This is a genomic window from Bacillus sp. A015 (assembly GCF_053851875.1).
The window spans coordinates 198,453-223,603 of record NZ_JBSPZB010000002.1 but is presented as its reverse complement, the minus strand read 5'-3'; the positions used below and the strand labels follow the sequence as shown (position 1 = coordinate 223,603).

Genomic DNA, 25,151 nt, shown 5'->3' with positions numbered 1-25,151 from the left:
GTCTGATCACAATAGTAGTTGAATTCAACGAAATCCTCCTGTAAGATGGTTATAGTATGTACTTTTAGTACTAGCCTATAAAAAAAGATAAATCCATACATAGGGGTGCAAATCCATGTTAAAAATCGAAGAAATTCATGAACTGATTAAATTAATTGACGAATCTACAATTGATGAATTTACGTACGAAAACGAAGGTGCAAAAATCAAACTGAAGAAAAATAAAGAAGTCGTTCAGCAAGTTGCGGCACAAGCACCAGTGGCTCCTGTCCAAGCAGCTCCAGCTCAACAAGCTCCTAAAGCACAAGCTCCAGCTCAGACCGAAGCCCCTGCACAAGAGGCAACTGCGTCTGAAAATCTGCATAAAATCACATCCCCAATGGTTGGCACATTTTATGCTTCTTCTTCACCAGAAGCAGATCCATACGTGACAACAGGTTCTAAGGTGAAGGAAAGCTCAGTTGTATGTATCGTGGAAGCGATGAAACTGTTTAATGAAATCGAAGCAGAAGTAAAAGGCGAAATCGTCGAAGTATTAGCTGAAAACGGTCAGCTCGTAGAATTCGGACAACCCCTCTTTCTAGTGAAAGCAGAGTAAGGAGTACGATCATGATTAAAAAGCTATTAATTGCAAACAGAGGAGAAATCGCAGTTAGAATCATTCGCGCTTGCAAAGAGCTGGGAATTGAAACAGTTGCGGTATTTTCTGAAGCGGATCGCGATGCGCTGCATGTTCAAATGGCTGATGAAGCATATTGCATCGGACCGACTGCTTCAAAAGATAGTTATTTAAATGTCACAAACATAGTCAGTGTAGCAAAACTAACAGGTACAGATGCCATCCATCCAGGATACGGCTTCCTTGCTGAAAATGCAGACTTCGCAGAGCTTTGCGAGGAATGTAATGTTATCTTTGTTGGACCAACGGCGTCAGCGATTTCCAAAATGGGAACGAAAGATGTCGCAAGAGAAACAATGAAGCAGGCAGGAGTTCCGATTGTCCCTGGTTCTCAAGGAATTGTTAAAGATCTTGATAATGCCGTTTCAACAGCAGCAAGCATTGGGTATCCTGTTATTATTAAAGCAACTGCAGGCGGCGGTGGTAAAGGGATCCGCGTAGCTCGTACTGAAGAAGAGCTCATTAACGGTGTCAAAATCACGCAGCAGGAAGCAGCACAAAACTTTGGTAACCCAGGCGTCTATTTGGAGAAATTCATTGAAGACTTTAGACACGTGGAAATCCAAGTGCTTGCAGACAAGCATGGGAATACGATTCACTTAGGAGAGCGTGATTGCTCAATCCAAAGAAGAATGCAAAAGCTTCTTGAAGAAACACCATCACCAGCACTGAATGCAGACATCCGTGAGCAAATGGGTGAAGCAGCTGTGAAAGCAGCAGAAGCTGTTGAATACACAGGCGCTGGAACGGTTGAGTTCATTTATGATTATAATGAAGAGAAGTTCTACTTCATGGAAATGAATACTCGCATTCAAGTAGAGCATCCTGTTACGGAAATGGTCACAGGCGTTGACTTGATCAAAGAACAAATCATGGTTGCATCAGGTGAGAAGCTTTCTCTAACCCAGGAGGATGTTGTATATGCAGGCTGGGCGATTGAATGCCGTATTAACGCAGAGAACCCAGAGAAAAACTTCATGCCCTCAGCTGGTGAAATTAAAATGTATCTTCCGCCAGGCGGTCTAGGTGTACGTGTTGATTCTGCGGCTTATCCGGGCTATGTGATTCCACCATATTACGATAGCATGATTGCAAAAGTGATCACGTATGGTAAGACGAGAGAAGAAGCGATTGCGAAAATGAAACGTGCGCTTCAAGAATTCGTCATTGAAGGAGTCTACACAACGATTCCATTCCATCTCAGATTGCTCGAGCATGAAACATTTGTGAGTGGTAATTTTAATACGAAGTTTTTAGAAACGTATCAAATCATGAAATAATAACAGCTTTCGGAGGTGAATGATCGTGTCAGAAAACAATTTGCTTGAGATGAACCTTGATGAAGATCAATTGGGAAAAGTGCAAATTGCGCCAGAAGTGATTGAAGTCATTGCTGGGATCGCTGCTTCAGAGGTCGAAGGAATTGCCGAAATGCGCGGCAATTTCGCTGCTGATGTAGCAGAACGCTTTGGTAAGAAAAATCACCGTAAAGGTGTAAAAGTAGATGTCTCTGATGAAGGCATCACAATTGATGTGTATTGTGTGGTTGAATTTGGCCTATCCATTCCAAAGGTATCCACTGCTGTTCAAGAAAATATCCGTCAAACCCTTTTGAACATGACTGCCTTAACGATTAATGAAATCAACATTCATGTCGTTGGCATTCAATTTGATACAAAAGCACCTGAGGCTGAAGTAGATCAAGAAGTGTAAAAAGGGTTCAAGTGAAACCAAGGAGGCATCGCCTCTTTGGTTTTTTAAAGCCCATTTTTGGGTAAGTCCGAATATTGATTACGTCACGTGTTGATTTATTCGTTTTTCGCCACAGCCCGCATGGATCTTGGTGCGACCACGGTCAAAATATGTTATGATCTCTGTATGGCTTAACGACAAGCGGATAAAGTGGTTAAAGGAGTAAATAATGAAAAGAAGAACTGCAAGAGAAAAGGCGCTACAAACATTATTTCAAATTGATGTCAGCAATATTGATCCGAAAGAGGCCATTACACATGCGCTGGATGAACAAGAATCAGATCCTTTTTTCGAGGAACTGGTTTTCGGTGTGCTTGAACAAAAGGACAAGCTCGATGACATGATCTCGCAGCACCTTGTGAATTGGAAACTCGATCGTATTGCGAACGTAGACAGAGCCATTTTAAGGCTGTCTGTGTACGAGATGGTGTATCAAGATGACATCCCGGCTAGTGTTTCAATGAATGAAGCCATTGAACTGGCCAAATTATTCGGTGATGATAAAGCACCGAAATTTGTAAATGGTGTACTTTCAAACATTAAAAACGACCTAAAGCAGCAATAGGAGGATTCGACATGACAGCAACAATCATCGATGGGAAAGAAACAGCAAAAGAAAAGCGTGAACAATTAGCAAAAGAAGTAGAAGAGCTAAAACAAAAAGGAGTCACACCTGGTCTTGCCGTTATTCTAATCGGTGATGATCCGGCGTCACTTTCTTACGTACGCGGGAAGAAAAAAGCGGCAGAAGCAATGGGCATGCACTTTCAACTTGATCATTTAGATGCTTCTTTAACAGAAGAGGAATTGCTTCAGCTGATTGATCAGTACAATGCGAACGATCAATTCCACGGGATTCTTGTTCAACTTCCACTGCCGAAACACATTTCTGAAAAAGCCGTCATTGAACGTATTTCACCAGAGAAAGATGTAGATGGTTTTCATCCGTTAAATATCGGGAAAATGCTACTAGGGGAAGATACATTCCTTCCTTGTACACCAGCAGGTATTGTTGAATTGCTAAACAAAACAGGTGTCAATCTTTCTGGAAAAGAAGTGGTTGTTGTAGGGCGAAGCAATATTGTCGGCAAACCAGTTGGACAATTACTGTTAAACGAACATGCAACCGTCACATACTGTCATTCAAGAACGGCGAATATTTCAGAACATACGTTAAAAGCGGACATTTTAGTTGTTGCCGTCGGTCGAGCAAACTTTATTAAAGCTGACCAAATTAAAGAAGGCGCTATTGTCATCGATGTAGGAGTCAATCGTTTAGATACTGGGAAACTTGTAGGAGATGTTGATTTTGAAGAGGCGAAAGAAAAAGCTTCTTATATCACACCAGTCCCTGGCGGAGTCGGTCCAATGACGATTACGATGCTTGCACATAATACGGTTAAATCAGCAAAACGTACATTAGCATAAGCTTTATCCATTCATCCACCTGCATGCTGCCGGTGGATGAATGTGCGTTTTTGAAGAGGAGGAATACGTCATGAGTGAAAAAGCCTTTGTGACGGTCACAGCCCTTACAAAATACATAAAAAGAAAATTTGATGTGGACCCTCACTTAGAAGATATTTGGATCAAAGGTGAGTTATCCAATGTGAAGATTCATTCAAGAGGTCATGTTTACTTCACCTTGAAAGATGAAAACGCACGCATGCAAGCTGTCATGTTCCAGCGCTCCGCTTCCAAGCTTCCTTTTTCACCAAAGAGCGGGATGAAAGTGTTTGTACGCGGCGGGATTCAAGTATATGAACCAAGCGGCAACTATCAATTATATGCAAAAGAAATGCAGCCTGATGGTGTTGGTGCTCTTCATCTTGCTTATGAAGAGCTGAAGAAAAAGCTAGCAAGTGAAGGCTTATTTGATGCGCGCTATAAAAAACCAATTCCTGAATATCCAGAAGTCGTTGGTGTGATTACATCCCCAACAGGAGCTGCTGTTCGAGATGTCATTACAACCATCAACCGGCGCTATCAGCAGGCCAAGATCATTGTGCTTCCGGCGTTAGTCCAAGGTGAAAATGCCACCCGTTCAATCGTTGAGCGGATCAAAGAAGCAAATGAAAAACAGATCTGCGATGTCTTGATTGTCGGAAGAGGAGGAGGTTCGATTGAAGAACTTTGGGCCTTTAATGAAGAAGCAGTCGCAAGAGCGATCTTCGCATCAGACATTCCAATCATTTCTGCAGTTGGGCACGAAACGGACTTTACGATCAGTGATTTTACTGCAGACATGAGAGCACCCACACCAACAGGAGCAGCCGAGCTAGCTGTTCCAAGCACAGCCGATTTAATTGAACGAATCAAATCGATCGACATTCGGTTAACAAGGGCCGTAAAGAATCGAACTTCACAAGCGAAAGACCGCCTTGTGGCGCTTCAATCCTCTTATGCCTTCCGTTTTCCAAAGCGATTACAAGAGCAAAAAGAGCAGCAATTCGATATGGTATTTGACCGTTTTCAAAAACAGCTGACGAGACAAATTGATCAAAAACGCAGTCAACTTGACCGCCAGACATACAGACTGAAGCCGCTTCATCCAAAAGAGCAGCTGCTTCAGGCGAAAAAACGTCACGCTAATGAAACAGATCAACTCATCCGCAGTATGAATGTGCAAATGAAAACAATTCATTCGCAGTTCCAATCTGTTCTTGGTAAACTAAATGCATTAAATCCGCTTCAAGTGATGGAAAGAGGCTACAGTTTAGCCTATAAAGAAGATGAACTGATTAAAAGTGTGAACCAAGTAGATACGAAGGATCAGCTAACCATTACAATGAAGGATGGGCGTCTTATTTGTGAGGTTATTGAGAAGGAGGGACAATCATCATGACAGAATCAAATAAACAAAAAGAAGAACAAATGACATTTGAAGAGGCCATGAAAGGCCTTGAAGAGATTGTTGGGAAGCTCGAAGAGGGAGATGTACCGCTTGAGCAAGCCATCCATTATTTCCAAGAAGGCATGACACTTTCAAAGCTTTGTCATGAAAAATTACAGCATGTTGAAAAGCAAATGGATTTCATTTTAAAAGAGGACGGTGAGCTGGCTCCTTTTTCAGTAAAGGAGGCAGATGCTGGTGACAAGTAATTTAAATAATTTTTTGACAACACGAAAACAGGCAATCGAAGATTATTTATTTACATATGTTCAGGAATTGATGATTCCAGAACAATTAAAATCTTCTATGCTTTACTCTCTTAAAGCGGGCGGGAAAAGGCTTCGTCCTGTTCTCGTTCTTGCCCTATTACATGCCTACGGAAAAAACGAAGAAGATGGCATACCTGTTGGCTGTGCAGTAGAAATGATTCATACGTATTCATTGATACACGACGACCTTCCTTGCATGGACGATGATGACCTTCGCAGAGGAAAGCCGACCAACCATAAAGTATACGGGGAAGCAACAGCAGTTCTTGCAGGCGATGCGCTTTTAACCGAAAGCTTCCGCCTGATTACATCGCAACTATCTGACAATGTATCCGCTGATCAAAAGCTCAGAATCATAGATGAACTTGTGAAATCAGCAGGTGCGCTTGGAATGGTTGGCGGTCAATTTGATGATATGAAAGCAGAGCAAAAACAACAAATACCTCTTGCTGAATTAGAATCCATTCACGCCCGGAAAACAGGAAAGCTTCTGACCTTCAGCGTGGCAGCAGGTGCGATGCTGGCAGGTGCACCTGATGACGATATCGAAAACTTGAGAGAATTCAGCTATCATATTGGCATTGCTTTTCAAATCCGTGATGATATTTTAGATCTCGAAGGAAGCGAAGAAAAGATAGGAAAACGGGTCGGCTCCGATACAGCAAATGAAAAGTCAACATATCCTTCTTTATTAACGCTTTCAGGCGCAAAAGAAAAACTAAATGAACACATCACACGTGCAAAAGAAATTGTCTCAAATCTTAAGTTAGAGCAGCAATTGTTGCATGATTTATGTGATCTGATTGCCTCAAGAGATCATTAAAAACAGCCTAGATTTGAGGGTCCTCGAGCAATTGTGGTAAACTGTAAACAGTTTATTATGATGAGACAACTCTTATTCCTTCATGGGTTTTCATAGGAATAAGGCATTATATATGTATGTAGAAATTTTGTTGAAAGCGAGTTGATCCTGATTGGATCTTTTATCAATAAAAAATCCAACGTTTCTAAAAGGAATGTCAAATGCAGAATTAGAGGAGCTTAGTGCTGACATTCGCATGTTTTTAATTGAGTCATTAGCTAACTCTGGCGGGCACATCGGTCCGAACCTAGGTGTCGTTGAACTCACTGTTGCACTTCACAAAGTATTTGACAGCCCGAAAGACAAATTCCTTTGGGATGTTGGACATCAGTCTTACGTTCACAAGCTGTTAACTGGGAGAGGTGCGGAGTTTGATACACTTCGTCAATATAAAGGACTTTGCGGTTTTCCTAAACGAAATGAAAGTGAACATGATGTATGGGAGACGGGTCACAGTTCAACCTCATTATCTGGCGCGATGGGTATGGCGGCAGCGCGGGATATCAAAGGAACAGATGAATATATTCTTCCGATTATCGGAGATGGTGCGTTAACCGGCGGTATGGCGTTAGAAGCGCTGAATCATATCGGTGATGAAAAGAAAGACATGATTGTCATATTAAACGACAATGAAATGAGTATTGCACCAAACGTCGGTGCCATTCACACAATGCTTGGCAGACTGCGCACAGCTGGTAAATATCAATGGGTAAAGGACGAGCTCGAATACTTATTCAAGCGCATTCCAGCCGTAGGCGGGAAACTTGCTGCAACAGCAGAGCGTATTAAAGACAGCCTGAAATATTTACTTGTGTCTGGCATGTTCTTTGAGGAAATGGGCTTCACCTACTTAGGTCCTGTAGATGGACATTCCTATGAAGATCTTTTTGAAAATCTTGAATATGCAAAGAAAACGAAAGGTCCTGTTCTCCTGCATGTCATCACGAAAAAAGGAAAAGGCTATCAGCCGGCAGAATCTGATAAAATCGGAACTTGGCACGGCACAGGTCCATACAAAATCGATACAGGTGATTTTGTGAAACCGACAGCAGCGGCTCCGTCATGGAGTGGTCTAGTCAGTGAAACCGTCAGAAAGCTGGCGCGGGAAGATGAACGAATTGTCGCCATTACGCCTGCGATGCCTGTTGGCTCAAAACTTGAAGGGTTTGCAAAGGAATTTCCAGAGCGAATGTTTGATGTAGGGATTGCAGAGCAGCATGCAGCCACAATGGCGGCTGGACTTGCAACGCAGGATATGAAGCCGTTCTTAGCAATTTACTCAACCTTCCTTCAAAGAGCCTATGATCAAGTGCTGCATGACATTTGCCGTCAGAACCTCAATGTGTTTATCGGAATTGACCGTGCGGGCCTTGTCGGTGCAGATGGAGAAACGCATCAAGGTGTGTTTGATATTGCCTTCATGCGCCATATGCCGAATATGGTCCTGATGATGCCAAAGGATGAAAATGAAGGACAGCACATGGTCAATACAGCCATTCATTATGATGACGGTCCTATTGCGATGCGCTTCCCGCGCGGAAATGGACTTGGCGTCAAAATGGATGAACAGCTGAAAACCATTCCGATTGGCTCCTGGGAAGTTCTTCGTCCAGGGAAGGATGCCGTGATTTTAACATTCGGTACGACCATTAAAATGGCGCTGCAAGCAGCAGAGGAACTGCAAAAAGAAGGGAAATCGATTCGTGTCGTCAATGCTCGTTTCATTAAGCCCCTTGATGAAGAGATGCTAAATGAAATACTGTCTGAAGACATTCCGATTTTAACGATTGAAGAAGCTGTTCTCCAAGGTGGATTTGGAAGCAGCGTATTAGAATATATACACGACAAGAAAGCGTCACATATAAAGGTAGAACGTATGGGCATTCCAGATGAATTTATTGAGCATGGAAGTGTCGATGCCCTGCTTGAAGAAATTGGTCTGACGAAAGCGCAGGTCGCTGAGGCTTTACGTACCCTGCTTCCCGCAGCACCAAGAAAAGGAATTGGATCATGACATCAAAGAAAGAACGACTTGACGTTTTATTAGTCGAACAAGGACTAATGGAAACGAGAGAGAAAGCAAAGCGTGCCATCATGGCAGGGATTGTTTACTCAAATGAGAACCGTTTAGATAAACCAGGAGAGAAAATCGCTCGTGATACACCGCTCACTGTGAAAGGGAATCCTTTGAAATATGTGAGCCGCGGCGGGTTAAAACTTGAAAAAGCGCTAAAAGAATTTGACTTAACAGTTGAAGGGAAATTGCTGATCGATATCGGCTCATCAACAGGCGGATTCACAGATTGTGCACTCCAAAATGGAGCGGTCAAATCATACGCTGTTGACGTTGGCTACAATCAGCTTGCGTGGAAATTAAGGCAGGATGACCGAGTGATCGTGATGGAACGCACCAATTTCCGCCATTCTGTCCCAGCTGATTTTACTGAAGGATTGCCAGAGGTTGCCTCGATTGATGTATCTTTTATTTCACTCAAACTCATTCTTCCGGCTTTAAAGCATATTCTTGTCCCAGGCGGTGACTGTATCGCGCTTGTCAAGCCCCAATTTGAAGCAGGCAGAGAGCTTGTCGGAAAAAAAGGCATCGTGCGTGATCCATCTGTCCACCTCGGTGTGCTAGAAGAAATGAATCAATTTGCTGCAAAAGAAGGCTATGACGTAAAGGATGTTTCTTTTTCACCAATCACTGGTGGAGATGGGAATATTGAATTCCTGCTTCATTTGGTGCTTCATCCTGATCAAGAGGAGAATGCGGCACTTCCGGCTTCTGAACTTGAGAAAGTGGTCAAGGAAGCCCATTCCATATTGAAAGAAAAGAAAAACAGTCCTGAGCCGGCTGACACATGAGATCATTCAAACAAAAGGAATAATAGCTCGCTATTATTCCTTTTTACATGGACAAAAGACGAGAATCGACAGTTTCTCACGTAATGCTTGTTTTTTGAAGTGTGCATCATATAACATAGAACGTAAAGACAAATGAGAATCAAACGCCTAGGGGGTCAAAATGAATAAAGGTCAGAGGCATATTAAGATTAGAGAAATCATAGCAAGCCAAGAGATAGAAACACAAGATGAATTAGTCGATATGTTGAAATCCGATGGTTATAACATCACACAGGCGACTGTATCAAGAGATATTAAAGAGTTACATTTAGTGAAAGTACCGACGAACAATGGAACGTATAAATACAGCCTTCCTGCGGATCAGCGGTTTAACCCGCTGTCAAAACTGAAGCGTTCCCTAATGGATGCATTTATTAAGATGGATGCTGCCAGCCATTTAATCGTCCTGAAAACAATGCCAGGTAATGCTCAGGCCATCGGTGCTTTAATGGATAATTTAGATTGGGAAGAAATTATGGGAACCATTTGCGGAGATGATACCATTTTGATTATTTGCCGCACACCAGATGATACGGATACAGTTTCGACCAAAATTTTAGAGCTTTTATAAAGAGATCAGGTTTACAAAAAGAGGTGTCAAATGAGTGTTAGCAGAACTAACCATTAAAAACTTTGCAATCATTGAAGAGTTAACGGTTTCATTTGAAAAAGGACTCACGGTTCTAACAGGGGAAACAGGTGCCGGAAAATCTATCATGATTGACGCTGTCTCACTTCTTGTCGGGGGAAGAGGATCATCTGAATTTGTTCGTTACGGTGAAAAAAAAGCAGAGCTGGAAGGGCTTTTTCTTGTGCCGGAAAATCATCCTGTATTTGCCCTATGCGAAGAGCAAGGAATTGATGCATCGGATGAAATGATGATTCTTCGCCGTGATATGAATCAAAGCGGGAAAAGCATCTGCCGCATTAATGGTAAGCTTGTCACGATCTCTCTTCTGAGAGAAGTAGGAAGGCTTTTGCTCGATATACATGGACAGCACGATAATCAGCTATTGATGGAGGATGAAAACCATCTGCATTTGCTTGATCAATTTGGAGCAGAAGAAATTGCACCAGCTTTATCACAATACCATGAAGCGTATGATCAATATATCAAGACCGCTCAAAAGCTAAAACAGCTGTCAGAAAATGAGCAGGAGATGGTGCACCGTTTAGACTTACTGCAATTTCAGCTGGAAGAGATTGAAGCGGCCCAATTAGAGCCGGGAGAAGATGAGAAGCTTCAGGAAGAACGTCATCAAATCAGCAACTACGAAAAAATTTATTCCTCGCTTCAAAACGCGTATAACGCCCTGCGCAATGAGCAAGGAGGGCTTGATTGGGTTGGGATGGCTTCAAGCGAGCTAGAGCAGGTTTCTGAGATCAATGATGATCTGAAAAAGCTTTCTGAGCAAGTTTCGAACTCCTATTACTTATTAGAGGATTCTACCTTCCAAATGCGCAGCATGCTGGATCAGTTAGAATTCGACCCGGCGCGTCTTGATTTTATTGAGTCTAGGCTGAATGAAATGAAGCAGTTAAAGCGAAAGTATGGCGCAACGGTTGAAGAAATCTTGGAGTATGCGGCTAAGATTGAAGAAGAAATAGATCAAATCCAAAATCGAGACAGCCACCTGCAAACGCTCAAAAACAAACTGGATGCGATGAGCCGCGATGCACTGCTGGAAGCACTCAACGTTTCAGAGCTCCGCAAAAAATGGGCCAAGAAGCTAGCGAAGCAAATCCAAGCAGAGTTAAAGGATTTGTATATGGAGAAGTCATCCTTTGATACGGCTTTTGCCATTCGCTATGCGCCCTTTGGCAGCACGGACAGCCCCCTTTTAGACGGAAAGCCCGTCCAGCTTGGAAAAAATGGAATAGACCAAGCGCAATTTGTCATTTCTACAAATACAGGCGAACCGATGAAATCTTTATCAAAAGTAGCCTCCGGTGGAGAAATTTCACGTGTCATGCTGGCAGTGAAGAGTATTTTCTCAGCCAAACAAGAAGTCACATCCATTATTTTCGATGAGGTTGATACAGGCGTCAGCGGCAGGGTCGCACAGGCCATTGCCGAAAAAATTTATAAAGTAGCGGCAGGATCACAAGTACTCTGCATCACACATCTGCCCCAAGTAGCTGCAATGGCTGACACCCATCTTTTCATTTCTAAACGCTCTAAAGCCGGCAGAACACTAACGAATGTCAAACCATTAAGTCATGAAGAAAAAGTGAGTGAAATTGGCCGGATGATTGCAGGTGTGGAAGTCACTGAGCTGACAAAACAGCATGCAAAAGAATTATTGCACCAAGCAAATGATGTCAAAACGACAGGGTAGCTGAATGACCAGCTGCCTTTTTTATGTTGTCTAAAATTCGCTGTATATACGCATGAAATCGTCTTTTTCTTTTATCAATTTATCCAATCATTTTCTACATGTGCCAGTTATAAATCCTCGCGAAGAAGGCAAAAGTATAGATGTAGCCAAAACATTAGTGTTCTGGTGTGGGTAAGGAGCGAGGAGAGTGAAAAATGAATGCCCGAAAAAATGAGAAAAGCCATTGGTGTGATTCTCCTTGTTTCTTTAATAAGTACAGGGTTTATGAGCATAGTGAAGGAATATATCAGCATTCCAACAAATGTTGCTGTATTTGAAAAAGAAAAGCACTCAATTGAGACATCGATTGAAGCCTCAGCCAATACTTCTTCACCAGCCTTTAGTCTTTCAGAGAAAAACAATCAGCTTGAAGTAACCGGACAAAAGGCGGGGAAAGCCGAAATTGTTTATGATTTTAAAGGATTTCCTATTAAGAAAACAAAAGTCGATGTTCTCCCTGAATTAAAAGTCATTCCTGGAGGACAATCCATTGGCGTCAAGCTCCACTCTGTCGGAGTTCTCGTTGTAGGTTTTCATCAAATCACAACAGCAGACGGCAAAAAATCGCCAGGTGAAGCCGCAGGCATTCAATCAGGGGATATGATCATGGAAATAAATGGTCAAAAGATGGAGAAAATGAATGACCTCACCCCATTTATCCAGAAAGCAGGGAAAACGGGGGAAACACTTCATTTACTCATAAAAAGAGATCATAAAACCTTTCAAACAACATTAACACCCGCAAAAGATGCAAGTGAAGGCACCTATCGAATTGGTCTTTACATTCGTGATTCCGCAGCAGGAATCGGAACGATGACCTTCTTTGAACCATCTTCTAAAAAATATGGTGCCCTTGGGCATGTGATTTCTGACATGGATACAAAAAAACCAATCGTTGTCGACAATGGTGAAATTGTCAGATCAACCGTAACATCGATTGAAAAAGGCACAGGAGGCAATCCTGGAGAAAAACTGGCGAGGTTTTCTTCCGAGCGAAAAACGATAGGTGATATCTCGCGCAATAGTCCATTCGGTATATTTGGTACATTAACCGAAAAGCTCGAAAATCATGTAGTGGACAAACCACTTCCAGTCGCTTTATCAAATGAAGTAAAAGAAGGTCCAGCAGAGATCTTAACCGTTGTGGACCATGATAAAGTGGAGAAGTTTGATATCAAAATCGTCAGCACAACACCGCAGAAATTCCCGGCCACAAAAGGGATGGTACTGAAGATAACAGATGAACGATTATTAAACAAAACAGGCGGAATTGTACAAGGAATGAGCGGAAGCCCCATCATCCAAAATGGCAAAGTCATTGGAGCTGTCACACACGTATTCGTCAATGACCCGACAAGCGGATACGGCGTACACATTGAATGGATGCTGTCAGAAGCAGGAATCGATCTTTATCAAAAAAACAAAAAAGCAAGCTGATCACAAACTGCCGCGAATCTTCCGGCAGTTTTTTTCTACCCTTTCTTTCTCTGACATCATGTTATAAAATAAGGAAAAAGAGATTTTTCGACAAAATGGAAAATAGTATGTTGTCAAATTGCAATAATCGTCGATTCGTTAAGAAAAACGTAGAAAAAGCTAGATAATGCTCTATTATTCGGAAAATTAAAGTTTTTTAAAGGGGATAGCATGGTTTTGTCGAATTGAACACTCAGAAGAGAAATGCAAAAGACTAAAGGAATCGACATTGGGGAGGAAAGAACGTGGAGAAAATTAAAGTGTGTGTAGCTGATGATAATCGAGAGCTTGTTGGCCTTTTGACAGAGTATATTGAGGGACAGGAAGATATGGAAGTACTTGGCGTGGCGTATAATGGTCAGGAATGTCTGACATTATTTAAAGATAAAGAGCCCGACGTTCTCCTCTTAGATATTATCATGCCTCATTTAGACGGTCTTGCTGTACTGGAACGACTCCGTGAAAACTCTGATATGACCAAGCAGCCAAGTGTGATTATGCTAACGGCATTCGGACAAGAAGATGTAACGAAAAAAGCAGTCGATTTGGGCGCATCCTATTTCATTTTAAAGCCATTTGATATGGAAAACCTAGTAGGTCATATTCGTCAAGTCAGTGGAAACGGCACACAAGTTACCCATCGATCTTCATCTATCCAAAACAGTATCCTTCGTAACAAACCTGAACCGAAACGTAAAAACTTAGATGCGAGCATTACGACGATTATTCATGAAATTGGCGTGCCAGCTCATATTAAAGGGTATTTATACTTAAGAGAAGCGATTTCTATGGTGTACAATGATATTGAGCTTCTCGGAAGCATCACAAAAGTATTGTATCCAGACATTGCGAAGAAATTTAACACGACAGCCAGCAGGGTGGAACGAGCAATTCGTCATGCCATTGAAGTCGCTTGGAGCAGAGGAAACATTGATTCCATTTCATCACTCTTTGGTTATACAGTCAGCATGTCAAAAGCCAAACCGACCAATTCAGAATTTATTGCCATGGTGGCTGATCGTCTGCGTTTAGAGCATAGAGCAAGCTAGTTCATTTTAGATGAAAAAACGTTTCTTCATTGAGGCGTTTTTTTATTTTTGAAAAAGATTGTTAAAAAATGGTTGTATTGATAAAATCATCTTAATGTTTAAATTGGACAAATGGGCTGCTTTATTTTCAGAATAAAATGAAAAATAAAGCATGAAAGAAATCAATATGACATAAAGTAGTGGTAATCAGCTACGCCAATCTATCGATGTAGAAGAAGAAAACGCTCATTCGTAAGAAAAAGGATGAGAGGAAAAGGTCTTATGGAATTGGTAAATAAAGCAAATGAGATCGAAAGTTCTATTTCTATTGACCTGATTGGTTGGCGTTTTAAAGTCACTGGCTTCTTAGAGATTGTGCCATTTGAACTGAATATTCCCCTTGTCGAATTTAATAATTTTCACATTCTTTTACTATGCTATAATAATGAAAAGAAGAGGGTGAGGTTATGGGAAAGCTGAAAATCCACTCTGCTGAGGTAGCGAACGAAATTAGCAAGTGGACGAGGGTCATTTCTCAGAATGACCTAGAAAAATCTGCTGTCTATAAAGAGAAAATTCTGAATTTGCTAAAAAATACAGATGAAGACCGCGAAGTTCTCCTTTATTATCAGCTTGTTGACGGCAGACATGAAATGTTACTTGGAAATATTGAAAAAGCCAATCAAATTATGAAAACTGTCGGAACGCTGGATGAGAAAGCAGATGACATTATTAATTTTTATTTTTACTTTTACAAAGGCCAATACGCCGCATATGTAAAGAAGTATGATGAAGCCATCAGTTTTTACAAAATTGCAGAACAGCGCCTAAAACGTGTAAATGAAGATCTGGAAGTGGGAACTTTTCACCATAAGGTCGCTTCTATCTATTACGAACTGAAACAAAATTTCATTTCCATTAATCATATTAAAAAAGCCATCGATACGTTCAAAGCGCATGAAGAATATACAGCTCAGGCGATTGACAGCTTAATTTTACATGCCAGCAATTGTATTGATTTGTTCCAATTTGAAGAAGCAGAGAAAAAATATAAAGAAGCACTTGAGAAAAGTAAGCGCATTAACAATGAAGTGCTGATTGGGAAATGCTATCACAATTTAGCGGTCCTTTATTATGCAAAGCCTGATTATGAAAAAAGCGCACAATACGCCAAAAAAGGGATGGGCATTCAAATTCACCGCGACAATAGCCATTATTACATCCAATCTTTATATGTTCTGGCAAATGCCTTAGTTCATCAAGGAGATCAAGAGGCGAAAGAATATATCAAAGAGGGCATTCAGTATAGCTGTGATATCCAAAATAATGAATATATAGTAAAATTTGAAATTTTAGATTTGATGTGCGAAAATAGTGGAGCAGCAGACGTATTCTCTGAAAAATTAGACTACATAGAAAAAAATAGATTATATGTGGAGCTTGAGGATTTGTCTGAACAAATATCGAAATACTTCAAGGAACGAAATGACTATCAAAATGCCATTCGTTTTCTTGAAAAGAAATTCGATGCACAAATACTTCAAAAGAAAGTGGAGGTTATCTTATGAAAAAGTTGTTGTTAGGTGTAACAGTCGTTACAGCAGTCGCAGTTGTTTCTTCCCTTTTTGCTCTCGACGCAGAGATGACAGAGCAAGCCATCAGAGCGATTACGTGATCGAATTTATCTTTCAACCTCTTCGCACTTAAAAGAAGAGGTTTTTTATGTGTCCAAACTGGAAAAACTGAAAAAGACCCGTCATAATGAAGGTAAGCAACATATTTAGAGGTGACATATGACGAAAATTTTCGCACACAGAGGCTTTAAAGGAATCTATCCTGAAAACACCATGATAGCCTTTGAGCATGCACTCCATTCTGGAGCTGACGGTATTGAGCTTGATGTTCAGCTGACCAAAGACGGCAGACTGGCTGTCATTCACGATGAGAAGCTGAACCGAACGACGGATATGAAAGGTTTAGTGAAAGATCATACATATGAAGAGTTAAAAGCAGGAGATGCGAGTCATTCTTTCTATGAAGAAACAGGCGCTGTGTCCATTCCCCTTTTAGAGGAAGTATTGGAGCTAGTTGCGCAGCAATCATCATTGATCATCAATATTGAGCTGAAAAACTCCATTTATCGATATCCAGGTATCGAAGAGAAAGTAAAAGAGCAAATTGAACACTTTCAAATTGAGGATCGTGTACTTGTCTCATCCTTTCATCACGGCAGTTTAGCTCTTTTCCACAAGCTGATGCCGCAAATTGAACTTGCGGTACTTACGATGGATGTGATTCATCAGCCCGAGATGTACTTAAAAACAATACCTGCAAGGGGATACCATCCAAATATTAAGGGTGCTGGGGTGACAAAAGAGGTCGTATCAGCTCTCCGTGCGGCTCATCAAGTGATGAGGCCGTTTACCGTAAACAGTGAGCAGCAGATGCAAAAAATGTTCTCCTTAGGTGTCGATGGGATTTTCACTGATTTTCCTGACAGAGCCGTGAAAATAAGAGAAGAAATGAAATAAAGACCTGCAATCATCAGCAGGTCTCACCGTGTAGACATCAGTCCTGCGTTTCAGTGCTACGAATGACAAATTCGTTCCGGTACTCGTCTCAAGGGCTTTCTATCACGGAAAAAAGAGACAAAGGACTAAATTAAAGATCATTTTAGCCCTTTGTCAACTATCTGAGATCTGCTTTCTTTAGCAGGTCTTTTTTTATGCTTATCTTTGCTTAAAGCGAGCAGTCACTTTATTACGTTTACGGTCTCTATATAAAATAAACCCAGCTACAACATAAAGACCTCCCCCTAAAAATAACAACCCTGCAATTCCTTGCAGCCATAAAAATGGAAATGGTGCAATGATGATGCCAAAAACAGTGTCACGCAGCAGCTTAATCCCAAGTGCTGCAAAGGCGCCAGGTATTAAAATAATCACTAATGCAAGTATTCTCCCCATCAAATGTCCCCTTAATCGTCATTTATTTCCATTGTCTAATTCAAAAAATATTTTGTCAAGAAAGGAAAACGTGGTAATATAAGAGTTGTGCAATTTTTTGCAACGGAAAAATATGGTGTGCAAATTTTTTCATACAAAGGGGTAACGGGATGCAGAGAGTCTTGATTGTCGGTGCAGGACAGGGTGGATCAGCATTGCTTGAAACATTGCTAAAAACAAATATGATTCAAATCATCGCGATCGCTGACCTTGATCTTGGGGCGCCGGGGATGGTAGAAGCGAAAAAGAATGGAATTGATACGACAACGGATTGGAAAGAATACATAAAAGATGACATTGATATCATTATTGAAACAACAGGCCGTTCTGCTGTGTTAAAGGAACTGATTGAAAAAAAACCAGAGCATGCTGTCATTGTTCCAAGTTCGATGGCATACGTCATATCGGAATTAATGTCAGAAAAGCAGCAGCTTATTCAAATACTAAAGGAACAAACCTATAAACATGACCGCATTTTCAATGCAACAAATGATGGCATGATGTTTATTAATATGGATGAAGAAGTGGTCCTATTTAATCGATCGGCTGCCAAAATGGTTGGACGTTCACAAAAAGATGCAATTGGTCGTCACATTCGAGAAGTGATTCCAAATACAAAGCTTCCCGACATTTTAAGGTCAAGAGAGCCAGAATTTAACCAAAAACAATTTTTGAATCAGCAAATTCAAATTGTTACTACGCGTCTGCCGATTATTGATGACGCAGGGAGAATGCTCGGCGCTTTATCCATCTTTAAAGATATTACAGATGCGGTTGAGCTTGCAGAGGAAGTAACAAACCTCAAAGAAGTGCGAACGATGCTTGAGGCCATCATTCAATCATCAGATGAAGCCATATCGGTTGTCGATGAGCAAGGAAAAGGAATTTTAATTAACCGTGCTTATACGAAAATGACGGGTTTAACGGACAAAGAGGTTGTGGGTAAACCAGCAGGTGCAGATATTTCTGAAGGAGAAAGCATGCACTTGAAGGTTCTTGAAACAAGAAGACCTGTTCGAGGCGTCAGAATGAAAGTCGGACCAAACAAAAAAGATGTGATCGTCAACGTAGCGCCAGTCATCGTTGATGGCATCCTCAAGGGCAGTGTCGGGGTCATTCACGACGTATCAGAAATTCAATCACTCACAAATGAATTAAATAAAGCAAGGCAGCTTATCCGGACACTAGAGGCCAAGTACACGTTTGAAGACATTATTGGAGAAAGTGAGCAAATGCTTGTGGCACTTGAGCAGGCAAAGCTAGGTGCAAAAACACCGGCTACCATTTTACTCCGAGGAGAATCAGGTACTGGGAAAGAGCTGTTTGCGCACGCCATTCACAATGAAAGTGACCGGAAATATAACCGCTTCGTACGGGTTAACTGTGCGGCCTTATCGGAGACCCTTTTAGAGTCAGAGCTTTTTGGCTACGAGGAAGGAGCGTTTTCTGGTGCAAGGCGCGGCGGGAAAAAAGGGCTATTTGAAGAAGCGAATCACGGCAGCATCTTTTTAGACGAAATTGGTGAAATGTCCCCAAGTACTCAAGTGAAATTACTTCGCGTCATGCAGGAGAAAGAAATTGTGAGAGTAGGCGGAACAAAAGCCATACCGGTGGATGTGCGTGTGATCACGGCAACAAATGTCAATATTGAAAAAGCGATGGCGGAAGGGAAGTTCAGAGAGGATTTATATTATCGGATGAACAGATACCCGATCTCCATCCCCCCGCTCAGGCAGCGTCTTGAAGATATTGACTCATTAAGCAAGCGTCTCATCCAGAAGATCAATTTAGACTATGGACGGAATGTGAGTGGTTTAACAGAACATGCACTCAATAGACTTCGTTCATACAGCTGGCCTGGCAACGTGAGAGAGCTTGAAAATGTGCTTGGACGAGCTATGATCTTTTTGAACCCGCAAGAAGAATGGATTGATGAAGGGCATATTGCATTCATGGAATCGGAAAAGCATGAAGAAAAAGAGCAGGAACTTGCTGTCAGCCAATTTGAGGGTGAGACGCTTTCGGACGCCGTTGAAGCATTTGAAGCGCAGCTAATTAAACAAACCCTTGAAAAGCATCAATTCAATCGTACCAAAACAGCGAAAACGTTAGGGATCAGCATTCGAAACCTTTACTATAAAATGGATAAATATCAGCTTGCAAAAGATAGCATGCAATAACATGCATGTTGCCTGCAAAAAAATGCACGCATTTATCGGGGAATGGTTCATTTTCCTCGCGTTTCAAGCTGGCACGGAACTTGCATAAAGAAAAGATGAACCGAGCACAAGGAAAGGTGGGCATGTATGAAGCTGGACGATCTGATTATCAAAGCCTCGCAGCTGCAGAATAAAACAGCGGCTGTGGCTCATGCAGAAGACAAAGAAGTGCTTCATGCCATCAATATGGCAATTGAACGAAAGGTCGCTCGCTTCCTGCTAGTTGGGAACAAAAGTAACCTGAAGGAGCTAGTCAAACAGCATGAAATCAATGAAGACTGGATAGATATTATTCATTCTGATTCACCCGAAGAATCTGCCAAAATTGCCGTACAGGCAGTGAGTGAGAAGCATGCAGATATTTTGATGAAAGGGAATGTCCCGACAGCAGTCCTTTTAAAAGCGGTACTGAATAAAGAGTACGGACTTCGAACAGCGAGTGTCCTATCACATGTCGCGGCATTCGAAGTGCCAGGCTTCGACCGTTTTATCTATGTAACAGATTCTGCGATGAACATCGCGCCGGATTTAAATATGCTGAAAGAAATTACGATCAATTCTGTTCAAGTAGCACATGCTGTCGGAAACGACATGCCAAAGGTTGCGGTGTTATCTGCGGTAGAGGTAGTCAACCCAGCAATGGATTCGACGCTGACTGCTGCAAGTCTTGCCCAAATGAATCGAAGAGGTCAAATTTCTGGCTGTCTCATTGATGGGCCGCTTGCTTTAGATAACGCCATTTCTCAAACGGCGGCTTCTCATAAAAATATTACGAGTGATGTCGCTGGCCATGCAGATATTTTGCTTGTGCCAACAATTGAAGCAGGCAACATTCTTTATAAATCTCTCATCTACTTTGCACATGCAAAGGTTGGGGCTGTAGTGGCAGGAGCGAAGGCGCCGATCGCTTTAACAAGCCGGTCTGATTCAGCCGAAAGTAAGCTCTATTCAATTGCACTTGCCATCTGTACATCAAATTAAGCGGAAGTATTAGGAGGAATAGACAATGGAACTTTTTAAATATATGGAACGATACGATTATGAACAGCTTGTATTTTGTCAGGATGAGCAGTCGGGCTTAAAAGCCATTATCGCCATTCATGATACAACACTTGGGCCAGCACTAGGCGGAACGAGAATGTGGACGTATGAAAACGAAGAAGCAGCCATCGAAGATGCTTTGCGTCTAGCAAGAGGGATGACTTATAAAAATGCGGCAGCAGGGCTTAATCTTGGCGGCGGGAAAACAGTCATCATCGGTGATCCGAGAAAAGACAAGAATGAAGAAATGTTCCGTGCGTTTGGACGTTACATTCAAGGGCTGAATGGCCGCTATATCACAGCTGAAGATGTCGGTACAACTGTAGAAGATATGGATCTTATCCATGAAGAAACAGACTTTGTTACAGGCATCTCTCCTGCGTTTGGTTCTTCCGGGAACCCATCTCCTGTCACAGCTTACGGTGTATATAAAGGGATGAAAGCAGCTGCAAAAGCTGCATTCGGGACGGATTCATTAGAAGGAAAAACGATTGCCGTCCAAGGTGTTGGAAATGTGGCCTACAATCTGTGTAAACATCTACATGAAGAAGGCGCACAGCTGATTGTGACAGATATCAACAAAGACTCTGTTCAGCGAGCGGTAGAAGACTTCGGTGCAAAAGCTGTAGACCCTGACGATATTTATGATCAAGCATGTGATATTTATGCGCCGTGTGCACTAGGTGCAACCATTAACGATATGACGATTCCTAAACTAAAGGCAAAAGTCATTGCAGGTGCAGCGAATAACCAGCTAAGAGAAACTCATCACGGGGATCTTATTCATGAAATGGGCATTGTGTATGCACCTGATTATGTCATCAATGCAGGTGGTGTGATTAACGTTGCTGATGAGCTTTACGGTTATAATGCTGATCGTGCAATGAAAAAAGTCGAAGGCATTTACCAAAATATTGAGCGTGTCATTGAAATTTCAAACCGTGATGCCATTCCAACCTATAAAGCGGCAGACCGATTGGCTGAAGAGCGAATTGAAAGAATGCGCAAATCAAGAAGTCAATTCTTGCAAAATGGTCAGCATATTTTAAGTCGTCGCTAATTTGAAGAATGAGTTGAAACGGAGGTTTTGTTTTTGCAAACAAAAGAATGGCGTATTCTCACGATTAATCCTGGCTCTACTTCAACAAAAATCGGTGTGTTTCATAATGAACGGTCCATCTTTGAAACGACACTCAGACATACAGATGAGGAATTAAAGCAGTTTCCTCATATCATTGATCAATTTTCATTTCGTAAGGAAACAATTCTGAAAACCCTGCATGAACAGGGGATGAACATCTCAAAGTTTGATGCAGTTTGTGCCCGCGGCGGTCTTCTTCGCCCAATTGAAGGAGGCACATATGAAGTAAATGAGCAAATGGTCGAGGACCTAAAAGCAGGGTATGCCGGACAGCATGCGTCCAACCTAGGCGGTATCATTGCACGAGAAATTGCACTCGGCCTGAATATCCCAGCTTTTATTGTCGATCCAGTTGTAGTGGATGAACTAAAGCCGATTGCTCGTATTTCAGGGCTGCCAACGATTGAGCGAAAAAGCATTTTTCATGCCTTGAATCAAAAAGCGGTCGCAAGAAAAACAGCCGCTTCTTTTGGAAAGCGTTACGAAGATTTGAACATGATCATTACGCATATGGGCGGCGGTATCACAATTGGTGTACATGAAAAAGGAAAGGTCATTGATGTCAATAACGGGCTTCATGGCGAAGGCCCTTTTAGCCCAGAGCGGGCAGGTACGCTTCCAACAGGTGACCTCGTCAACCTTTGCTTTTCTGGTGAATACTCGCAAGAGGAAATGCTCAAGCGCATTATTGGTGAAGGTGGTCTTGCGGGCTATCTCGGCACGACAGATGCTGTCAAAGTAGAGCGCATCATTGAAGCAGGAGATGAACGTGCAGCGCTCATTTATGAAGCGATGTGCTATCAAATCGCAAAGGAAATTGGTGCAGCTAGTGCGGTTTTAAAAGGAGCAGTTGACGTCATTGTGTTAACAGGCGGCCTTGCGTACAGCAAACAAATTACGTCAAGTATTAGAGGGTACATTGACTGGATTTCAGATGTCGTTGTCTATCCAGGTGAAAACGAATTGCAATCCTTAGCAGAAGGTGCACTTCGTATTTTAAAAGAAGAAGAATCACCGAAAGAATACCCAAATGATCAAAGGACAAAGAAAGGAGTGACAAGTCATGGCAACTGAATATGACCTCGTCATTCTTGGTGGAGGCACAGGCGGATATGTAGCGGCCATCCGTGCCTCACAGCTTGGATTGAAAACAGCAGTCGTAGAAAAATCACAGCTTGGAGGAACATGTCTTCATAAAGGCTGTATTCCGTCTAAAGCGCTGCTCAGAAGTGCAGAAGTCTATCAAACGGTCAAACGTGCGGCCGATTTCGGCGTGGAGGCAAGTGGTATCACCTTACAATTTGCAAATGTGCAGAAAAGAAAAGCAGAGATTGTAGAAAAACTAGCAGGCGGCGTTAAACACTTAATGAAGCAAGGAAAAATTGATGTATACGAAGGGCTTGGTCGTATACTTGGCCCATCTATCTTTTCGCCAATGCCAGGAACCATCTCTGTAGAAATGGCGAATGGGGATGAAAATGAAATGCTGATTCCAAAGCAGGTCATCATTGCGACAGGTTCAAGACCGCGCGTGCTGCCTGGGCTTGAAGCAGACGGAACGCATATTCTCACATCAGATGATGCACTTGAACTGCAAGAGCTGCCTCAGTCGATGCTGATTGTCGGCGGCGGGGTGATCGGGATCGAGTGGGCATCCATGCTGAATGATTTTGGGGTGAAAGTCACTGTAATCGAGTATGCAGATCGCATTTTGCCAACAGAAGATCAAGACATTTCTAAAGAAATGGAAAAGCTTTTATCTAAAAAAGGTATCACCTTTGTCACAAATGCGAAGGTACTGCCCGATACAGTAGAAAAGCAAGAGAATCTCGTCAAGATTCAAGCGGAAAAGGACGGAGACATTCAGTCGTTTGAAGCGGAAAAACTCCTTCTTTCAGTCGGCCGAGTACCAAATATTGAAGGCATAGGGCTCGAAAATACGGAGATCCAAACAGAAAAGCATGGCATTGTCGTGAATGAACATTATCAAACGAAGGAATCACATATTTACGCGATAGGAGATGTCATTGGCGGGCTTCAGCTGGCACATGTGGCTTCACACGAAGGCATGATTGCCGTGGAACATATGGCCGGAAAAGAACCGAAGCCGCTCGATGAAACGCTCGTGTCTAAATGTGTTTACTCTCACCCAGAAACCGCTAGTGTTGGACTCACTGAACAGGCGGCAAAAGAGCAAGGCTATGAAGTCAAGATTGGGAAATTCCCTTTCATGGCGATTGGAAAAGCACTTGTGTTTGGGGAGTCTGATGGGTTTGTCAAAATCATTGCTGATCAAAAAACAGATGATATCTTAGGGATTCATATGATTGGTCCTCATGTAACAGATATGATATCTGAAGCTGGATTAGCCAAAGTACTTGATGCAACGCCGTGGGAAGTGGGACAAACGATTCACCCGCACCCAACTTTGTCAGAGGCGATTGGCGAGGCAGCACTTGCTGTTGACGGTAAGGCGATCCATTTTTAATCAAGGAGGGAAACATGATGAGTAACATGCGTCATCAGGAATTAGGATTATCAGATGAACAAGCAATTGACATATATAAAACAATGCTGCTAGCAAGAAAAATCGATGAACGGATGTGGCTGTTAAACCGTTCTGGGAAAATTCCATTCGTGATTTCTTGTCAAGGGCAGGAAGCGCAGCAAGTCGGAGCAGCCTTTGCGCTCAACAGAGAAGAAGATTATGTATTACCTTACTACCGTGATATGGGTATTGTCCTGGCATTTGGAATGACAGCGAAAGATTTAATGATGTCTGGTTTCGCAAAAAAAGACGATCCAAACTCAGGCGGAAGACAGATGCCGGGTCATTTTGGACAAAAATCAAACCGAATTGTGACCGGATCATCACCTGTCACAACGCAGGTTCCTCATGCGGTGGGGATCGCACTTGCTGGACGTTTAGAGAAGAAAAACTTTGTCAGCTTTGTCACGTTCGGTGAAGGCTCTTCAAACCAAGGCGATTTTCACGAAGGAGCCAACTTTGCTGCTGTGCATAAGCTGCCTGTTATTTTCATGTGTGAAAACAACAAGTACGCGATTTCCGTTCCGTATGACAAACAAGTGGCATGTGAACGCATTTCAGATCGTGCGATTGGGTACGGAATGCCTGGCATCACCGTAGATGGAAATGATCCGCTTGAAGTATATGCAGCTGTCAAAGAAGCGAGAGATCGTGCGGCAAGAGGCGAAGGCCCGACATTGATTGAAGCTATTTCTTACCGTTTAACTGCGCATTCAAGTGATGACGATGATTCAAGCTATCGAGAAAAAGAAGAAGTGCTCGAAGCGAGAAAAAAAGACCCGCTCATCCAATATGAAACGTATTTAATCGAAGGTAACGTCATGACTTCTGAAATGAAAGAAGAGATGACAAAAGAAATCATGCAAATCGTAAACGAAGCCACTGATGAAGCGGAAAACGCAGCTTATGCTGATGCAGAAAGCGCACTTCGTTACGTGTATGCGGAGTAAGGGGGA

The 25,151-nt window shown here is 42.2% G+C and carries 22 protein-coding genes and 1 pseudogene; 22 read left to right on the top strand and 1 reads right to left on the bottom strand.

Annotated features, from left to right (window positions below):
- Window positions 1-115: 115 nt before the first annotated feature.
- The 16 genes from accB to ACSLGF_RS02670 all read left to right on the top strand — a co-directional run bounded on the left by accB (window position 116) and on the right by ACSLGF_RS02670 (window position 16,772).
- Window positions 116-598, top strand: coding sequence for an acetyl-CoA carboxylase biotin carboxyl carrier protein (gene accB / locus ACSLGF_RS02745; RefSeq protein ID WP_456002331.1), 483 nt, complete (start codon window positions 116-118; stop codon window positions 596-598).
- Window positions 599-609: 11 nt separating this feature from the next.
- Window positions 610-1,959: an acetyl-CoA carboxylase biotin carboxylase subunit gene (gene accC, locus ACSLGF_RS02740; RefSeq protein WP_456002328.1), complete on the top strand. Its 1,350-nt coding sequence runs from the start codon at window positions 610-612 to the stop codon at window positions 1,957-1,959.
- 25 nt (window positions 1,960-1,984) lie between these two features.
- A complete protein-coding gene (locus ACSLGF_RS02735; RefSeq protein WP_034319693.1) occupies window positions 1,985-2,392 on the top strand; it encodes an Asp23/Gls24 family envelope stress response protein in 408 nt (135 codons plus the stop codon).
- Window positions 2,393-2,600: 208 nt separating this feature from the next.
- Window positions 2,601-2,996 (top strand): transcription antitermination factor NusB, encoded by a 396-nt coding sequence (gene nusB / locus ACSLGF_RS02730; RefSeq protein ID WP_099726682.1) that lies wholly within the window; start codon window positions 2,601-2,603, stop codon window positions 2,994-2,996.
- Between the two features lie 11 nt (window positions 2,997-3,007).
- Entirely contained in the window at window positions 3,008-3,859 is an 852-nt protein-coding gene (gene folD / locus ACSLGF_RS02725) for a bifunctional methylenetetrahydrofolate dehydrogenase/methenyltetrahydrofolate cyclohydrolase FolD (protein WP_099726683.1), read from the top strand.
- Between the two features lie 70 nt (window positions 3,860-3,929).
- On the top strand, window positions 3,930-5,276 hold the full coding sequence (gene xseA / locus ACSLGF_RS02720; protein WP_456002325.1) for an exodeoxyribonuclease VII large subunit: 1,347 nt from the start codon (window positions 3,930-3,932) through the stop codon (window positions 5,274-5,276).
- Window positions 5,273-5,533 carry an exodeoxyribonuclease VII small subunit gene (locus ACSLGF_RS02715; RefSeq protein WP_003215880.1) on the top strand — a complete coding sequence of 87 codons (261 nt, stop codon included), beginning with the start codon at window positions 5,273-5,275 and terminating at the stop codon, window positions 5,531-5,533. Before xseA ends, ACSLGF_RS02715 begins: the two co-directional genes overlap by 4 nt.
- Window positions 5,517-6,416, top strand: coding sequence for a polyprenyl synthetase family protein (locus ACSLGF_RS02710; RefSeq protein WP_456002322.1), 900 nt, complete (start codon window positions 5,517-5,519; stop codon window positions 6,414-6,416). The genes ACSLGF_RS02715 and ACSLGF_RS02710 overlap by 17 nt, the downstream gene beginning before the upstream one ends.
- A gap of 151 nt (window positions 6,417-6,567) precedes the next feature.
- Window positions 6,568-8,469 carry a 1-deoxy-D-xylulose-5-phosphate synthase gene (gene dxs / locus ACSLGF_RS02705; protein WP_456002319.1) on the top strand — a complete coding sequence of 634 codons (1,902 nt, stop codon included), beginning with the start codon at window positions 6,568-6,570 and terminating at the stop codon, window positions 8,467-8,469.
- Window positions 8,466-9,320, top strand: a complete 855-nt coding sequence (locus tag ACSLGF_RS02700; RefSeq protein WP_456002316.1) for a TlyA family RNA methyltransferase — start codon at window positions 8,466-8,468, stop codon at window positions 9,318-9,320. The genes dxs and ACSLGF_RS02700 overlap by 4 nt, the downstream gene beginning before the upstream one ends.
- A 160-nt stretch (window positions 9,321-9,480) precedes the next feature.
- On the top strand, window positions 9,481-9,930 hold the full coding sequence (gene ahrC, locus ACSLGF_RS02695; protein WP_456002313.1) for a transcriptional regulator AhrC/ArgR: 450 nt from the start codon (window positions 9,481-9,483) through the stop codon (window positions 9,928-9,930).
- A gap of 34 nt (window positions 9,931-9,964) precedes the next feature.
- Window positions 9,965-11,698 (top strand): DNA repair protein RecN, encoded by a 1,734-nt coding sequence (recN, locus tag ACSLGF_RS02690; protein WP_456002310.1) that lies wholly within the window; start codon window positions 9,965-9,967, stop codon window positions 11,696-11,698.
- A 198-nt stretch (window positions 11,699-11,896) separates the two neighbouring features.
- Window positions 11,897-13,174 carry a SpoIVB peptidase gene (spoIVB, locus tag ACSLGF_RS02685; protein ID WP_456002307.1) on the top strand — a complete coding sequence of 426 codons (1,278 nt, stop codon included), beginning with the start codon at window positions 11,897-11,899 and terminating at the stop codon, window positions 13,172-13,174.
- Window positions 13,175-13,458: 284 nt separating this feature from the next.
- The gene (spo0A, locus tag ACSLGF_RS02680; protein WP_456002304.1) at window positions 13,459-14,262 is read left to right on the top strand and encodes a sporulation transcription factor Spo0A; all 804 of its coding nucleotides are present in this window, start codon (window positions 13,459-13,461) and stop codon (window positions 14,260-14,262) included.
- Window positions 14,263-14,708: 446 nt separating this feature from the next.
- A complete protein-coding gene (locus ACSLGF_RS02675; protein ID WP_456002301.1) occupies window positions 14,709-15,809 on the top strand; it encodes a response regulator aspartate phosphatase in 1,101 nt (366 codons plus the stop codon).
- A gap of 225 nt (window positions 15,810-16,034) precedes the next feature.
- Window positions 16,035-16,772 (top strand): glycerophosphodiester phosphodiesterase, encoded by a 738-nt coding sequence (locus ACSLGF_RS02670; RefSeq protein WP_456002298.1) that lies wholly within the window; start codon window positions 16,035-16,037, stop codon window positions 16,770-16,772.
- A 198-nt stretch (window positions 16,773-16,970) separates the two neighbouring features.
- Here ACSLGF_RS02670 and ACSLGF_RS02665 read toward each other — a convergent pair whose 3' ends face one another.
- Window positions 16,971-17,207: a DUF2627 domain-containing protein gene (locus ACSLGF_RS02665; protein WP_034319728.1), complete on the bottom strand. Its 237-nt coding sequence runs from the start codon at window positions 17,205-17,207 to the stop codon at window positions 16,971-16,973.
- Between the two features lie 449 nt (window positions 17,208-17,656).
- Between ACSLGF_RS02665 and ACSLGF_RS02660 the strand changes: the two are divergent.
- From ACSLGF_RS02660 to ACSLGF_RS02635, 6 genes and pseudogenes are all read left to right on the top strand, one after another.
- A pseudogene (locus ACSLGF_RS02660) lies at window positions 17,657-19,426 on the top strand (sigma 54-interacting transcriptional regulator); the annotation flags it as partial.
- Between the two features lie 126 nt (window positions 19,427-19,552).
- Window positions 19,553-20,446 carry a phosphate butyryltransferase gene (gene yqiS, locus ACSLGF_RS02655; protein WP_456002295.1) on the top strand — a complete coding sequence of 298 codons (894 nt, stop codon included), beginning with the start codon at window positions 19,553-19,555 and terminating at the stop codon, window positions 20,444-20,446.
- Window positions 20,447-20,471: 25 nt separating this feature from the next.
- A complete protein-coding gene (gene bcd, locus ACSLGF_RS02650; protein ID WP_249705708.1) occupies window positions 20,472-21,566 on the top strand; it encodes a branched-chain amino acid dehydrogenase in 1,095 nt (364 codons plus the stop codon).
- A 33-nt stretch (window positions 21,567-21,599) separates the two neighbouring features.
- Entirely contained in the window at window positions 21,600-22,721 is a 1,122-nt protein-coding gene (gene buk / locus ACSLGF_RS02645; protein WP_099726698.1) for a butyrate kinase, read from the top strand.
- Window positions 22,711-24,135: a dihydrolipoyl dehydrogenase gene (lpdA, locus tag ACSLGF_RS02640; RefSeq protein ID WP_456002292.1), complete on the top strand. Its 1,425-nt coding sequence runs from the start codon at window positions 22,711-22,713 to the stop codon at window positions 24,133-24,135. Before buk ends, lpdA begins: the two co-directional genes overlap by 11 nt.
- Before the next feature lie 17 nt (window positions 24,136-24,152).
- Complete coding sequence (locus tag ACSLGF_RS02635; protein ID WP_456002290.1) at window positions 24,153-25,145, top strand: thiamine pyrophosphate-dependent dehydrogenase E1 component subunit alpha; 993 nt, start codon at window positions 24,153-24,155, stop codon at window positions 25,143-25,145.
- Window positions 25,146-25,151: the final 6 nt, after the last annotated feature.

What these genes read in the sequence shown, in the direction of transcription:
- ACSLGF_RS02665 (WP_034319728.1), bottom strand. Translation starts at nt 17,207, where the DNA reads ATGGGGAGAATACTTGCATTAGTGATTATTTTAATACCTGGCGCCTTT.
- yqiS (WP_456002295.1), top strand. Translation starts at nt 19,553, where the DNA reads ATGAAGCTGGACGATCTGATTATCAAAGCCTCGCAGCTGCAGAATAAA.
- accB (WP_456002331.1), top strand. Translation starts at nt 116, where the DNA reads ATGTTAAAAATCGAAGAAATTCATGAACTGATTAAATTAATTGACGAA.
- ACSLGF_RS02670 (WP_456002298.1), top strand. Translation starts at nt 16,035, where the DNA reads ATGACGAAAATTTTCGCACACAGAGGCTTTAAAGGAATCTATCCTGAA.
- ACSLGF_RS02710 (WP_456002322.1), top strand. Translation starts at nt 5,517, where the DNA reads ATGCTGGTGACAAGTAATTTAAATAATTTTTTGACAACACGAAAACAG.
- ACSLGF_RS02715 (WP_003215880.1), top strand. Translation starts at nt 5,273, where the DNA reads ATGACAGAATCAAATAAACAAAAAGAAGAACAAATGACATTTGAAGAG.
- ahrC (WP_456002313.1), top strand. Translation starts at nt 9,481, where the DNA reads ATGAATAAAGGTCAGAGGCATATTAAGATTAGAGAAATCATAGCAAGC.
- accC (WP_456002328.1), top strand. Translation starts at nt 610, where the DNA reads ATGATTAAAAAGCTATTAATTGCAAACAGAGGAGAAATCGCAGTTAGA.
- spoIVB (WP_456002307.1), top strand. Translation starts at nt 11,897, where the DNA reads ATGCCCGAAAAAATGAGAAAAGCCATTGGTGTGATTCTCCTTGTTTCT.
- lpdA (WP_456002292.1), top strand. Translation starts at nt 22,711, where the DNA reads ATGGCAACTGAATATGACCTCGTCATTCTTGGTGGAGGCACAGGCGGA.
- folD (WP_099726683.1), top strand. Translation starts at nt 3,008, where the DNA reads ATGACAGCAACAATCATCGATGGGAAAGAAACAGCAAAAGAAAAGCGT.
- ACSLGF_RS02635 (WP_456002290.1), top strand. Translation starts at nt 24,153, where the DNA reads ATGAGTAACATGCGTCATCAGGAATTAGGATTATCAGATGAACAAGCA.
- bcd (WP_249705708.1), top strand. Translation starts at nt 20,472, where the DNA reads ATGGAACTTTTTAAATATATGGAACGATACGATTATGAACAGCTTGTA.
- nusB (WP_099726682.1), top strand. Translation starts at nt 2,601, where the DNA reads ATGAAAAGAAGAACTGCAAGAGAAAAGGCGCTACAAACATTATTTCAA.
- xseA (WP_456002325.1), top strand. Translation starts at nt 3,930, where the DNA reads ATGAGTGAAAAAGCCTTTGTGACGGTCACAGCCCTTACAAAATACATA.
- ACSLGF_RS02675 (WP_456002301.1), top strand. Translation starts at nt 14,709, where the DNA reads ATGGGAAAGCTGAAAATCCACTCTGCTGAGGTAGCGAACGAAATTAGC.
- ACSLGF_RS02700 (WP_456002316.1), top strand. Translation starts at nt 8,466, where the DNA reads ATGACATCAAAGAAAGAACGACTTGACGTTTTATTAGTCGAACAAGGA.